Source organism: Rhodoferax ferrireducens T118 (assembly GCF_000013605.1).
Taxonomy (GTDB): Bacteria; Pseudomonadota; Gammaproteobacteria; order Burkholderiales; family Burkholderiaceae_C; genus Rhodoferax; species Rhodoferax ferrireducens.
In genome coordinates this window covers 4,699,452-4,712,337 of sequence record NC_007908.1, presented here as the reverse complement: position 1 = coordinate 4,712,337, position 12,886 = coordinate 4,699,452, and the positions used below count along the sequence as shown (strand labels likewise).

The window sequence follows — 12,886 nt, the reverse complement described above, 5'->3', positions numbered from 1 at the left end:
ATTAATTTCTGTGGATAGTTGTAGATTGCCGTAGCGCAAATTGTAATTTATCAAGCATTTGTCCACAAGCCGAGAAAGGCTGCTAACGCAGGCTCGTGTTGAATGCGGCGGACCACGCGTTCAAGGCGGTTCAAGAGAGAATTTGCCGTGGCCTGGAAAGTTTGCGATAATCACCGGTTCCTCTGAACGTATTGGGGGAGTTAAGACTGCGGCCCGGTAATTTTTTAGAAAATTTGCGGGCCGTCATTGAGCCCTTTAGGATTTCCAAAATGAAACGCACTTACCAACCCTCCAAGATTCGCCGCGCCCGCACTCACGGTTTTCTGGTTCGCATGAAAACCCGTGGCGGCCGCGCTGTGATCAACGCTCGCCGCGCCAAAGGGCGCAAGCGTCTGGCGGTCTGAGTCTGGCCGCCCGCATAGTTTGCGACTGTGATTTGCAGTTCTGGCGCCGCTTCAAATTGCAGCGACTGAAGACGCGAAGTCAGTTTCAGGCTGTGCTGGCTGGCAGCACGGTGGCCCGAACGGCGCACTTCGCTTTGCATCGCGTTGCGCTTGATGGTCCGGTGAACAGAAACAAGCCGCTGGCGTCGGTAATGACCTCTGACTCAGCACTTTTTGCTTTGAGCGACGTGTGGCTAGGGGCCATGGTGGCCAAACGCTGGGCGAAACGGGCTGTCACACGCAATGCCATCAAGCGTCAGATCTACAGCGTGAGCGCCGACTTTGAGACAATGCTTCCTATGGCTGCCCACGTCGTGCGCTTGCGCGCCGCCATTGACTCTAAACAGTTCATCAGCGCCACGTCTGCGGCGCTCAAGATGGCGGTCCGACTGGAATTGCAGCAGCTGTTTGCACGGGCAACGGCTCGGTCGCAAGGCCTTGCTTTGACAGGCGGTGCATCATGATCAGGGACGTGCTGGTCGGCATAGTCAAGGGCTACCGCTTGCTGTTGAGTCCTTGGCTGGGTTCGTCCTGCCGATTTGAGCCGACTTGTTCTGCCTATTCCCTGCAGGCCTTGCAAACGCATGGCGCGGCAGCGGGCAGTTATCTGACGTTGACGAGACTCGCACGTTGTCATCCCTGGTGCGCGGGCGGTTCCGATCCGGTTCCGAGTGAAAAACCCCGATTCAAATCCCAGTTGTTTACCCAACTGATTCACCCTTCCTCTGAAAAGAAGTCTTCATGAACGATATTCGCCGCACCATTTTGTGGGTGATTTTTGGCTTTTCCATGGTTCTGCTGTGGGATCAGTGGCAGGTTTTTAATGGCCACAAAGCTACTTTTTTCCCCAGTGCGTCCAACACGGCGGCAACGGCCCACCCGCCGGTGCCTGCGTCCAGTGTGCCAGCGGGTGTTCCTACTGCAAATACTGTAGCTGCTGCCGCACAGATGACGGGGGCTGCAGCTGGATTGACCTCTACAACTGACGCGTCTGCCGCAGCCCACGAGCGCTTGGTCGTGACAACCGATGTACTCAAGCTCACCTTTGATACCGAAGGCGCGTCGGTTGTACAAACCGAGTTTGTCAGGCACGCCGACATGGCTGACAAGAGCAAACACTTTGTTCTGCTGGAGAGCAACAAAGACCATACCTACATGGCGCAAACTGGGCTGATTGCCGGGGCGGCAGGCGGCACTTTTCCGACGCACAAGACCGTCATGACCGTCGCTCCAGGGGAGCGCACGTTGCAGGAGGGCAGCAATCAACTGGTTATCCGGTTCGAATCCCCGGAGCTTGGCGGCGTCAAACTGGTAAAGACCTTTACCCTCACCCGTGGCACCTATGCGGTGGCAGTCAAGCATGAGGTGGTCAACGTTGGCACCGCTGCGGTCTCGCCGCAGTTGTACCTGCAGTTGGTGCGCGATGGCACCAAGCCGCTGGGAGAGTCCAAGTTCTATTCCACCTTCACCGGCCCGGCGATCTATACCGAGGCCAAGAAATACCAGAAGGTCGACTTCAAGGACATCGAAAACAACAAGGTTGATGTCGAAAAGACTGCGGAAAGCGGCTATGTGGCCATGGTGCAGCATTACTTTGCCAGTGCCTGGTTGTTGGGCGATGGCATCAAACGCGATCTGTTCCTGCGCAAGGTCGATACCAATCTGTATGCCGTTGGCATGATCACCCCCATGGACAACATTGCGCCTGGCGCCAGCAAGTCCGTGGAGGCAAGATTCTTTGCTGGTCCACAGGAAGAAAAGGTGCTTGAGGCACTGGCGCCAGGGCTGGAGTTGGTCAAGGACTATGGCTGGCTGACCATTTTGGCCAAGCCGTTGTACTGGTTGCTCCATGCGATTGAAAGCTTCCTAGGTAACTGGGGGTGGTCCATTGTCGCCTTGGTGTTGTTGTTAAAGGCGGCCTTTTACTGGCTCAATGCCAAGGCCTACGCCAGCATGGCCAAGATGAAAGCGGTGAATCCGAAGGTCACCGAAATGCGGGAGCGCCTGAAGGACAACCCGCAGCAAATGCAGCAGGAGATGATGCGCATCTACCGCGAAGAAAAAGTCAACCCCATGGGGGGCTGTTTCCCGATCATGATTCAGATCCCGGTGTTCATTGCCTTGTATTGGGTGCTTCTCGCCAGTGTTGAGATGCGCAACGCGCCCTGGATACTGTGGATTCACGATCTTTCATCGCCTGATCCGTTCTACATTTTGCCGCTGGTGATGACATTGACGACTGTGTTGCAGACGTCCTTGAATCCAGCGCCGCCGGACCCGATGCAGGCCAAGATGATGTGGTTCATGCCGCTGGCCTTCAGCGTGATGTTCTTCTTCTTCCCAGCGGGCTTGGTGCTGTACTGGATTACCAACAATATCTTGTCGATCGCGCAGCAGTGGCTCATCAACACCCGTATGGGCGTGCCGCCGAAGTTCCATCTGCCCAGTTTCAAATGATGAGCAACTTCGTGTGTTCTTCACAGGGGCGGCACAGCTGCGGCTGAGTTCCCGTGTCGCTGCCGCGTCATCAAGACCCAATTGTCGCCATTGCCACTGCCCCCGGTCGGGGTGCGGTGGGCATTGTGCGGGTCAGCGGGAAAAGTATTGGGTCTTTAATGCAGGCGCTTTTGGGGCGGCAGCTGAGGGCCCGTGAGGCAACTTACCTGCCGTTTCTTGATCGCAGCCAATTGGCGATTGACCAGGGAATCGCGCTCTATTTTCCAGCGCCTCATTCGTTTACGGGTGAAGATGTGTTGGAGTTGCAGGCGCATGGTGGGCCGGTGGTACTGCAACTGTTGCTGGCACGTTGCCTGGAGGCCGGGGCAGAGCTTGATCCCGTCAGTCAGATGCCTCGGCTGGTGGGTTTGCGACCCGCGCTGCCTGGCGAATTTTCAGAGCGCGCTTTCCTGAATGACAAGATTGATCTGGCCCAGGCGGAGGCTATCGCTGACCTGATCGATGCCAGTACCGAGGCGGCGGCCCGCAGTGCCAGCCGCTCTTTGTCAGGCGCTTTCTCCCAAGAAATCCATATCTTGCGCGAGGCCTTGATTCATTTGCGGATGCTGGTGGAGGCGACGCTGGATTTTCCTGAAGAAGAAATCGACTTTTTGCGCCAAGCAGATGCGCGCGGGCAATTGTCAGATTTACAGCAGTCACTGCAATCCGTGCTGCAAAAGGCGAGCCAGGGCGCCCTGCTACGTGAAGGGATCACGGTCGTGATCGCAGGTCAGCCCAACGTCGGCAAGTCGTCCTTACTCAATGCGCTGGCGGGGGCTGAGTTGGCGATCGTGACGCCAATCGCCGGTACCACCCGAGATAAAGTGCAACAGACCATCCAGATCGAAGGTGTGCCGGTTCATGTGATCGACACGGCAGGCTTGCGCGACAGCGATGATGTGATAGAAAAAATAGGCATCGCCCGCACCTGGGATGTGATTGAGGCGGCCGACGCGGTCTTGTTTTTGCATGACTTGACACGTAAAAACGCTACAGATTACATAGCTGCTGACGCAGTCATCGCAGAGGCTATCGCCGGGAAGTTGTCTGCAAGCGTGCCAGTGATTGAAATCTGGAACAAGGCCGATGTGATCGACCGACCGTGTCAGCAGGCGGGTTTGCAGTTGTCAGCCAAGACCGGCGCTGGACTGGACACTTTGCGCCGAAAATTGCTGGAGCTGGTGGGTTGGCAGTCTAAGCCCGAGGGTGTCTATATGGCACGTGAACGGCATGTGCAGGCATTGCACCGGACGGCGGCTCATTTGATGACCGCCGGCTTCCACCTGGAGGCCAAGGCCCAAGCGCTTGATCTGCTGGCCGAAGAGCTCCGCCTGGCACAAAATGCACTGGGTGAAATAACGGGCGACTTTTCATCAGACGATCTTCTTGGAGTGATATTCTCGCGGTTTTGTATTGGCAAATAGCTTCGTTGGGTGTCTATTCTTAACAAAGGGTGACCGTAAGTTGCCGAATTTCAGGTTTTCCCGGTGGACAAAATAGGCCCCATCGTTTCCTCCCGCGTTGAAAGAAAAAATGTCAATATTCAGTTGGTTCACCAAAAGAAAGTCTGTAACCACAGCCTCGGCGACAGACGGTATGGGGCTGGGGGCCGTTGCTGTTGCGGCCCCAGCGCCAGCGATTCGCGACGTGAATCGAAAAACCGCGCGCATTGAACGTCGGCAACTTCTGTACGCTGTCGTACGCGACTCGATGATCAGGGCCGGGGTGCTGGCCACCAGTTACAAATTCAAGGTATTGTCACTGGATGCGGCTGGGCGCCAGTATCTCGTCATGATGGATCTAACCGACAAAGTGGCAAGTGAGACCGCACGTCTGGCTGAGATTGAGTCTCTGATGGTTCAGGCGGCCAAGATGCGGCATGACATCTTGGTCACCGCCGTTTACTGGCGTGTGAACGATCACGTCACAAATGGCCTGCCGTCCAGTCAGCCCATTCACATGTCTCAAATGTCCAGAAAGGCCTCTGAACCGAAAGCTGCCAGCCAGCCGGAAATACCTCTGATGGCGCGCAACCTGACGCCCCGCTATGAGCCGCTGCAACAAGACGAGGTGGCCGCCTTCAAGCGGGCGCTGGCAAGTGCAAGCACTCCAATGCCCGTGTCAACGCCAGGGAAAATTGTGACATCGGGGCGACGCAACCCGGCGCCGTTCGAAGAATTTGAAGACACGCAAATGGTGGATCCAGACGAGCGTGCTTCGCCACTGGGTGTTACCCAGTACGGTGATTTAAGTTAAAGGCTTAACCCGGCTTCAGTGTCCGGAAAAATCGAGCAGCGTGAAAAGCGCAAGACCCGAAGCCCTGAGCTTGTCAGAGCCGCCAAGCTCCGGCAAGTCAACAATGGCGGCTCCTTCGATCACCTGAGCCCCAAGTTTTTCAAGCAATTTCATGCCGGCCATCATGGTGCCGCCGGTCGCGATCAGGTCGTCAATGAGCAGTACGCGGTCACCCGGTTTGACGGCGTCGGTGTGCAGTTCAACGGTGGCACTGCCATACTCCAACTCGTAGGTCTCTTCTACCGTTGTGAAAGGCAGCTTTCCTTTTTTCCGAATCGGTACAAAGCCCACATTCAACTCATAAGCAACCACCGCACCCAAAATGAAGCCGCGGGCATCCAGCCCGGCGACCACATCAGGCCGTATGGAGGGGTCCATGTAGCGGTGGATAAAGGCGTCGATCAATACCCGAAATACCTTGGCATCCTGCAAGAGCGGCGTGATATCGCGAAACTGCACGCCCGGTGCTGGCCAATCAGGAACGGTACGAATGTGAGCCCGGAGGTACTGGTCGACGCTGAGATTTTGCATGGAATATCGTGTTAAGGCTGGAGTCGGCATTGTGCCTCGCGCTTGCTCCTGGTCGCGCCATGGCTGGTCAACCCTTGAGCAATTTCTGCTCGGCTAACGCGAGTGCCTCGGTCTTGCCCGAAAGCACGAGTGTGTCGCCCTCCTCTATCAGCAAATCCGGGTTGACAGACTTGACATGCCCTCCGCTGCGGCGCAGGCTGACGATGCGGACATCTACTGCCAATAGGGCCAGCTGGCTGAGCGGCTTGCCCACGACTTTGGCGCCAAGCGGCAGCGTCAGTGTCGAGAGGCGATCCTGGCCTAACTCATCGACAGAATCGTCGTCGGCCCCGTGAAAGTAGCCGCGCAGCAGGTTGTAACGAGCATCACGCTGGTCGCGCACAATGCGAATCACCCGCCGCATCGGTACGCCCACCAAAGCCAAGGCGTGGCTGGCCAGCATCAGTGAGCCTTCAATCGCCTCTGGCACCACCTCGGTTGCACCCGCCTTGCGCAGGGCCTCAAGATCGTGATCGTCCTGTGTTCGCACGATGACTGGCACCTGCGGCGCATGGTCTCGTGTGTGAGCCAGAACCTTCAAGGCGCTCTGAACTTCAAGGTATGTAATGACGACGGCACTGGCCCGGGCCAGCCCGGCGGCGATCAGTGCCTGCAGGCGGGCAGCGTCCCCAAATACCACCGAGTCGCCGGCGACGGTGGCCTGGCGCACCCGGTCGGGATCAAGATCAAGCGCGATATAAGGTATGCTTTCCTGGTCGAGCATGCGCGCCAGATTTTGTCCGCAGCGACCGTAGCCGCAAATGATGACATGCTTGTTGGCCTTGATCGACTGGCGCGCAATGGAGGTCATTTGCAGAGACTGTTGCAGCCATTCGCTGCTGACCCACTTCAAAACGATTTGGTTGCTGTACATGATGACAAATGGTGTGGCCAACATTGAGAGCACCATGCTGGCCAGTATCGGATTAAGCAGTGCGGGCGGCACCAGTGCATTGGATTGAGCGAGTGTCAACAACACAAAACCGAATTCGCCAGCCTGCGCCAGGTACAGGCCGGTGCGCAGTGAAACGCCTGTGGTGGCACCCAAACTCCGTGCCAGCAGGCCCACTAATGCTGCCTTGAAAAATACCGGGACGGAGACCAGCAACAGCACCAGCGGCCAACGTTCCAGCACCAGTCGCCAATCCAGCATCATCCCGATGCTGATAAAAAACAGGCCCAACAACACGTCGTGAAAGGGACGGATGTCCGACTCCACCTGTTGTTTGTATTGTGTCTCCGAGATCAGCATACCCGCAATAAAGGCACCCAATGCCAGACTCAGGCCCGCCATCTCTGTCAACCAGGCCAATCCCAGTGTAATGAACAGCAGGTTCAGGACAAACAACTCTTCACTTTTGCGCCGGGCCACCAGCGTCAGCCAAAAGCGCATCACACGCGGGCCGCCGACCAGCAGCAAAGCAATCAAAAGTGTCGCCTTGAGGCTGGCGAAGGCAAGAGTTTGAAAAAGCGACTCGGCCGATACCCCCAGTGCCGGGATCAGCACCAACAGCGGCACCACTGCCAAATCTTGAAACAGCAGTACGCCCATGACCCGTTTGCCGTGCTCCGATTCCATCTCCAGTCGTTCGGTCATCAGCTTAACCACAATGGCGGTGCTGCTCATGGCCAACGCACTTGAGAGTGCCAACGCAGTCTGCCAGCCCATGCCCCAAAGCGTCGGAGCCATCATTCCCAAACCCAGCATGGCTGCCGTGGCGCCGAGCATGGTCAAGAGCACCTGGAAAAAACCAAGCCCAAACACATGGCTTCGCATGGCACGAAGCTTGGGTAAATTGAACTCCAGCCCAATGACAAACATCAGAAAGACTACACCAAACTCACCCAGATGGCGCACGCCGTCCGCATTTTTTGCCAAGGCCAAAGCGTTGGGTCCAATCACGATCCCAACGGCCAAGTAGCCGAGCATGGGTGGCAATTTCAAAGAGCGACACGCCACGACGCCCAGCACAGCGGCCAGTAAATATAGAAGTGTCAAGTCAAGCGGATTCACCCCCAGATACTAACAAGCAGATGGCGTCGATAAAATGTCGTCATGACACTTCAACACACCCAGTCTTCAACACCCCAGGCGGAGCGGGCGTTGCGCCTGGCCCGCGACACACTAGATATTGAAGCCGCCGCCGTGCTGGGCCTGAAGCAAAATTTGGGTGAATCGTTCGCCCGCGTCGTGACCATGGTGCTTGACGTGCGTGGCCGCGTGGTGGTCATGGGTATGGGCAAGAGTGGGCATATTGGTCGCAAGATCGCCGCAACCTTGGCATCCACCGGTACACCTGCCATGTTTGTGCATCCCGCAGAGGCCAGCCATGGCGATCTGGGCATGATCAAGTCCGTTGATTTGGTGTTGGCCATTTCAAACAGTGGGGAATCTGAGGAACTGACGGCGATTTTGCCGGTACTCAAGCGCCTGGGTGCACCCCTGATTGCCATGACGGGCCATGCCGGTTCTACTTTGGCCCGTCATGCGGATGTTTTTCTCGATTGTGGGGTTGAGAAAGAAGCCTGCCCCTTGAATCTGGCACCAACTGCCAGTACGACTGCGCAGCTCGCGTTGGGTGACGCGCTGGCGGTGGCGCTGCTGGATGCACGTGGTTTCAAGGCTGAGGACTTCGCCCGCTCTCACCCCGGTGGCGCATTGGGCCGTAAGCTGCTCACGCATGTCAGTGACGTGATGCGTTCGGGCGATGCCGTTCCCCACGTCGGGCCGCACGCAAGTTTCAGCGACTTGATGCGGGAGATGAGCGTCAAGGGTCTGGGTGCTACCGCTGTTGTGGATGATCATATGAACGTGCTGGGAATCTTCACCGATGGCGACTTGCGTCGCCTGGTGGAGCAGGGCATTGACTTGCGCAGCACGACCGCCGCTGAGGTGATGCACCCGAATCCCAGCACCATCGCCCGCGATGCTCTGGCGGTAGAAGCTGCGGAAATGATGGAATTGCGTTGTATTACCAGCGTGTTGGTGGTGGATGCGTCGGGTCAGCTTTGCGGCGCGCTCAACAGCAATGACCTGATGCGAGCAAAGGTGATCTGATGATGTCTGTTGCGCTGAATTTTTCGCCCGAGTTGCTACTGCAGGCGCAGGGCATTCGTGTCGTTTTCTTTGATGTAGACGGCGTCCTGACTGATGGTGGCCTGTATTTCACCGAGCAAGGTGAGACCATCAAACGCTTTAATACGCTTGATGGGCATGGGCTCAAGCTACTGCAACGCGCCGGCATTGTCCCGGCTGTGATCACCGGGCGCGATTCAAAACCCTTGCGTCTGCGGTTGACAGCTTTGGGTATTGAACATGTGCACTATGGCACCGAGGACAAGCGCCCGGCCGCCGAACACACGCTCAGCGTCTTGGGTTTGAACTGGAGCCAGGCTGCGGCAATGGGGGATGACTGGCCGGACCTTGCCGTAATGCAGCGTTGTGCACTGGCTTGCGCGCCGTGTAATGCTCACGCGGAGGTTACGGCAGTGGCACATTACGTCACCCGCGCCAGAGGTGGCGAAGGAGCGGCAAGAGAGTTGTGTGATCTACTGATGATGGCAAGCGGCAGGTACGTCTCATTGCTGGAGGAAGACCGTCAGTGGCTAATCTAATGCGTGTGTTAGGGGACCGATTATCGCTTTACCTGCCCGTTATCCTCATGGGCGTGCTGGCGTTGGGAACCTACTGGCTGGTTAGAAGCACGCCGCTGCTGATATCACACGGGCTGGAGGCTCAGGTGCGGCATGAGCCAGATTACTTCATGCGCAAGTTTTCGGTGAAATCGTTTGACGATGCGGGGCGGCTTAAAAGCGAAGTGCTCGGGACCGACGCCCGCCACTTTCCGGACTCAGAAACACTGGAAATTGATCTCGTGAGCATCCGCTCATTCAGCGAAGAGGGTGGCCTGACTACAGCAACCGCGAAACGCGCAGTCGCCAATGCTGACGCTTCTGAAGTGCAGCTATTTGGAGAGGCGCATGTGGTGCGCCAGCCGATGGCAGACAAGGCGGGGCAAGTTCAGCCACGAATGGAGTTTCGAGGCGAGTTTTTGCATGCATTTATGGATACTGAACGTGTCAAGTCGCACAAGCCGGTGGAACTGACACGTGGAAACGACAAATTTACCGCTGATGCGATGGACTTTGACAACCTCAAGCGTGTGATGGAACTCAAAGGACGCGTCAAGGGAACACTCGTGCCTGCCGCTGCCAGATAAATAGATTGGAAGCTGGCATGTCCAGCTCGTGTTCATCATCGAGCACGTCCAGCGGTAATGGCCAGGCGCCGGCTTCGGCGCGACGACCAGATCGGCAATTCGCTCGTTTTAGTGCGCGCCGCGCTGATAAGACCAAATCATGTGTCAGCCCCCGTCAAATAAGCTCAACTTGCTATCAAATCTATATGGCGGATGTATTCATGCCAACAATGCGTTTACCGGGCGACCCCGAAGACCAAGCAATCCGCAGGTGTGAGCGGCGGCTTGACCAAGCTGAGTGACGGCGAAATAAAAAAGGGCCACATGGGCCCTTTAATTTTCGGTTGGCGTAATGCCAGTCGAGTGTTTAATAGCTGCTGCGGCCACCGCCGTAACCGCCACCGCCGCCGCTACGGCCTGCGCCGCCGCCAGCGCCGCCGCCGTAACCGCCACCACCACCGCTACGACCAGCGCCGCCGCCGTAACCGCCGCCGCCAGCGCCACCACCGAAGCCGCCACCACCAGTGCGGGGAGGACGGGCCTCCATCGGACGGGCTTCGTTCACCACGAGGCCACGGCCACCGTATTGTTGACCGTTCATGCCGTTGATAGCAGCTTGTGCCTCAGCGTCGCTGCCCATTTCCACAAAGCCGAAGCCCTTGGAGCGGCCGGTGTCACGTTCCATCATGACCTTGGCGCTAGTGACGGTACCGTGTGCGGCAAATGCTTGCTGCAGGTCTTCGTCACGGAAAGTGTAGGGCAGGTTGCCCACGTAAAGTTTGTTGCCCATGAAAGGACTCCTCAAAATAACTCAAAACGCGATGGAGTCCAAAACCGCTATTACCACGCAATCAACAAACGAATGAAGACTTAAAGCAGACGCGAAACTGACTAAACACCGCAAACTTGTAAAGCCTTTTTTGGCAATACCATGCAATTATGCTGCAAAAAACAAATAGTTGACAAATATTTTACGAAAAATGTCAAAAGTAGCATTCCAGCGTCAACTGCGGGTGCTTCGTCACCTTGGTTGAACACTATCCCTCCGACGTGCGATGTGCCAGCGATTGACCTTGGAATTTGGCATGCCTAACCGGGTGACAGCTCCAGGCGTCTTCGACAGTGTTGCGGCGTGAAGCCACCGCTCTTAAGAAGGCTACTGAATTCTCAGCGCAGGCTCTCCCAACAAGTGGCTTTACAACAAAGCCTCTGAGCAAGCGATGCCTTGAAGGCTTTGTGCGTCGCGGACGTCAAGCAGGTCGCACTTTGCCAATAGCCCCTACTAGCGCGGCTGTTGTTGAATCGACTTGATACTAGGCCGCAATCGACCACACTGGCCCAGTTCGCCTTTTGCGGTCAATCGTGCTGTCTGACAGACGTTATGAACTGGTTTGCATCACCTGCAGGGGCTTAAAACCAGTTTTTCGTGAAAATAGTCGAAATAGTGTTGACGATCCAGAAAACCCCATGCATAATTGCAGGCTTCGCTTGAAAAAGTATGAAGTGTCTGCCTAACGAACGTGATGTGAGTGGTTCACATCACCGCCGACAGGCCCAAGACTGACTAAGAAACGGCAAATCGCTGGCCTGAGTGCTGGTGAATTGACGCTAATTAGTGCAAGTTGGGAATAATTGAAATGATCCAAGTTGAATCTCGATTAGAAGTTGCCGACAATACCGGCGCAAAGTCCGTCCTGTGCATCAAGGTGCTCGGTGGGTCCAAGCGTCGCTATGCAAGCGTTGGCGACGTCATCAAAGTCAGTATTAAAGAAGCCGCTCCACGTGGTCGCGTCAAAAAAGGCGAGATCTACAGTGCAGTAGTGGTTCGTACGGCCAAGGGCATCCGTCGTAGTGACGGCTCGCTGGTCAAATTCGACGGCAACGCAGCAGTGTTGCTGAACGCCAAATTAGAGCCAATCGGCACCCGTATCTTCGGCCCAGTGACGCGTGAGTTGCGCACTGAGAAGTTCATGAAGATCGTGTCTTTGGCTCCTGAAGTTTTGTAAGGACGCGCCATGAACAAGATTCGCAAAGGCGATGACATTATCGTGCTCACCGGGCGCGACAAGGGGAAGCGCGGCAAAATTGCCTTGCGCAAAGATGACTCCTATGTGCTCGTCGAGGGTATCAATGTAGTCAAAAAGCATACCAAGCCAAATCCTCTCAAGGGTACGGTTGGCGGCATCGTTGAAAAGTCCATGCCGATTCATCAGTCTAACGTAGCCATTTTCAATGTTGCTACCGGTAAGGCTGATCGGGTTGGTATCAAGCTGGCCGCTGACGGCAAACGTGTTCGCGTTTACAAGTCCAGCGGCGAAGAAATCAAGGTGGCATAAACATGGCTCGTTTGCAACAACATTTTCGCGAAAAATTAGCGCCGGAGTTGATGGCCAAGTTCGGCTACACATCTCCAATGCAGGTTCCGCGTCTTACCAAGATCACCCTGAACATGGGTGTCAGTGAGGCCGTGGCCGACAAAAAAGTCATGGATCACGCAGTCAGCGACCTTGGCAAGATTGCAGGTCAGAAGCCGGTGGTCACCATGTCCAAGAAGGCCATTGCCGGCTTCAAGATTCGTGAGAATCAGGCGATTGGCTGTATGGTTACGCTGCGCGGCGTTCAGATGTTTGAGTTTCTGGACCGCTTTGTGACTGTGGCTTTGCCGCGTGTTCGTGACTTTCGGGGTATTTCCGGTCGTGCGTTTGATGGCCGTGGCAACTACAACATCGGCGTTAAAGAGCAGATCATCTTCCCTGAAATTGAATACGATAAGGTTGATGCCTTGCGTGGTCTCAATATCAGCATCACCACAACGGCCAAAACCGACGAAGAGTGCAAGGCGCTGCTCACCGGTTTCCGTTTCCCGTTCAAAAACTGAGGTGA

The 12,886-nt window shown here is 56.0% G+C and carries 15 protein-coding genes; 12 read left to right on the top strand and 3 right to left on the bottom strand.

Translation table 11 applies throughout. The annotated features are described in order from the left end of the window. The first annotated feature begins 269 nt into the window (after nucleotides 1–269). The 6 genes from rpmH to RFER_RS21475 all read left to right on the top strand — a co-directional run bounded on the left by rpmH (nucleotide 270) and on the right by RFER_RS21475 (nucleotide 5,195). Nucleotides 270–404, top strand: a complete 135-nt coding sequence (gene rpmH, locus RFER_RS21500; RefSeq protein ID WP_006299042.1) for a 50S ribosomal protein L34 — start codon at nucleotides 270–272, stop codon at nucleotides 402–404. 56 nt (nucleotides 405–460) lie between these two features. Further along, the gene (locus RFER_RS21495) at nucleotides 461–907 is read left to right on the top strand and encodes a ribonuclease P protein component (protein ID WP_041793091.1); all 447 of its coding nucleotides are present in this window, start codon (nucleotides 461–463) and stop codon (nucleotides 905–907) included. Next, nucleotides 904–1,188 carry a membrane protein insertion efficiency factor YidD gene (gene yidD / locus RFER_RS21490; RefSeq protein WP_011466487.1) on the top strand — a complete coding sequence of 95 codons (285 nt, stop codon included), beginning with the start codon at nucleotides 904–906 and terminating at the stop codon, nucleotides 1,186–1,188. The genes RFER_RS21495 and yidD overlap by 4 nt, the downstream gene beginning before the upstream one ends. Then, nucleotides 1,185–2,900 carry a membrane protein insertase YidC gene (gene yidC, locus RFER_RS21485; RefSeq protein ID WP_011466486.1) on the top strand — a complete coding sequence of 572 codons (1,716 nt, stop codon included), beginning with the start codon at nucleotides 1,185–1,187 and terminating at the stop codon, nucleotides 2,898–2,900. Before yidD ends, yidC begins: the two co-directional genes overlap by 4 nt. A 53-nt stretch (nucleotides 2,901–2,953) precedes the next feature. Then, nucleotides 2,954–4,363 (top strand): tRNA uridine-5-carboxymethylaminomethyl(34) synthesis GTPase MnmE, encoded by a 1,410-nt coding sequence (gene mnmE, locus RFER_RS21480; protein ID WP_011466485.1) that lies wholly within the window; start codon nucleotides 2,954–2,956, stop codon nucleotides 4,361–4,363. Nucleotides 4,364–4,586: 223 nt separating this feature from the next. Next, on the top strand, nucleotides 4,587–5,195 hold the full coding sequence (locus tag RFER_RS21475; protein ID WP_244095770.1) for a hypothetical protein: 609 nt from the start codon (nucleotides 4,587–4,589) through the stop codon (nucleotides 5,193–5,195). 15 nt (nucleotides 5,196–5,210) lie between these two features. Here the strand turns inward: RFER_RS21475 and RFER_RS21470 are convergent, their stop codons facing one another. Both RFER_RS21470 and RFER_RS21465 read right to left on the bottom strand, forming a co-directional pair. Continuing rightward, nucleotides 5,211–5,765 carry an adenine phosphoribosyltransferase gene (locus tag RFER_RS21470; RefSeq protein ID WP_041791110.1) on the bottom strand — a complete coding sequence of 185 codons (555 nt, stop codon included), beginning with the start codon at nucleotides 5,763–5,765 and terminating at the stop codon, nucleotides 5,211–5,213. Nucleotides 5,766–5,832: 67 nt separating this feature from the next. After that, on the bottom strand, nucleotides 5,833–7,818 hold the full coding sequence (locus RFER_RS21465) for a monovalent cation:proton antiporter family protein (protein ID WP_041791108.1): 1,986 nt from the start codon (nucleotides 7,816–7,818) through the stop codon (nucleotides 5,833–5,835). A gap of 42 nt (nucleotides 7,819–7,860) precedes the next feature. Here RFER_RS21465 and RFER_RS21460 point away from each other — a divergent pair, with 42 nt between their 5' ends. The 3 genes from RFER_RS21460 to lptC are packed head-to-tail and all read left to right on the top strand — an operon-like array spanning nucleotide 7,861 to nucleotide 10,024. Next, nucleotides 7,861–8,862 (top strand): KpsF/GutQ family sugar-phosphate isomerase, encoded by a 1,002-nt coding sequence (locus RFER_RS21460; RefSeq protein WP_011466481.1) that lies wholly within the window; start codon nucleotides 7,861–7,863, stop codon nucleotides 8,860–8,862. After that, a complete protein-coding gene (locus RFER_RS21455) occupies nucleotides 8,862–9,419 on the top strand; it encodes a KdsC family phosphatase (RefSeq protein ID WP_011466480.1) in 558 nt (185 codons plus the stop codon). The genes RFER_RS21460 and RFER_RS21455 overlap by 1 nt, the downstream gene beginning before the upstream one ends. Continuing rightward, on the top strand, nucleotides 9,407–10,024 hold the full coding sequence (gene lptC / locus RFER_RS21450) for an LPS export ABC transporter periplasmic protein LptC (RefSeq protein WP_244095769.1): 618 nt from the start codon (nucleotides 9,407–9,409) through the stop codon (nucleotides 10,022–10,024). The genes RFER_RS21455 and lptC overlap by 13 nt, the downstream gene beginning before the upstream one ends. A 346-nt stretch (nucleotides 10,025–10,370) precedes the next feature. Here lptC and RFER_RS21445 read toward each other — a convergent pair whose 3' ends face one another. Next, a complete protein-coding gene (locus RFER_RS21445; RefSeq protein ID WP_011466478.1) occupies nucleotides 10,371–10,793 on the bottom strand; it encodes an RNA recognition motif domain-containing protein in 423 nt (140 codons plus the stop codon). 847 nt (nucleotides 10,794–11,640) lie between these two features. Between RFER_RS21445 and rplN the strand changes: the two genes are divergently transcribed. The 3 genes from rplN to rplE are packed head-to-tail and all read left to right on the top strand — an operon-like array spanning nucleotide 11,641 to nucleotide 12,881. Further along, nucleotides 11,641–12,009, top strand: coding sequence for a 50S ribosomal protein L14 (rplN, locus tag RFER_RS21440; RefSeq protein ID WP_011466477.1), 369 nt, complete (start codon nucleotides 11,641–11,643; stop codon nucleotides 12,007–12,009). Nucleotides 12,010–12,018: 9 nt separating this feature from the next. Beyond that, nucleotides 12,019–12,339: a 50S ribosomal protein L24 gene (gene rplX, locus RFER_RS21435; RefSeq protein ID WP_011466476.1), complete on the top strand. Its 321-nt coding sequence runs from the start codon at nucleotides 12,019–12,021 to the stop codon at nucleotides 12,337–12,339. 2 nt (nucleotides 12,340–12,341) lie between these two features. Then, nucleotides 12,342–12,881, top strand: coding sequence for a 50S ribosomal protein L5 (gene rplE / locus RFER_RS21430; RefSeq protein ID WP_011466475.1), 540 nt, complete (start codon nucleotides 12,342–12,344; stop codon nucleotides 12,879–12,881). The last annotated feature ends 5 nt before the right edge of the window (nucleotides 12,882–12,886 follow it).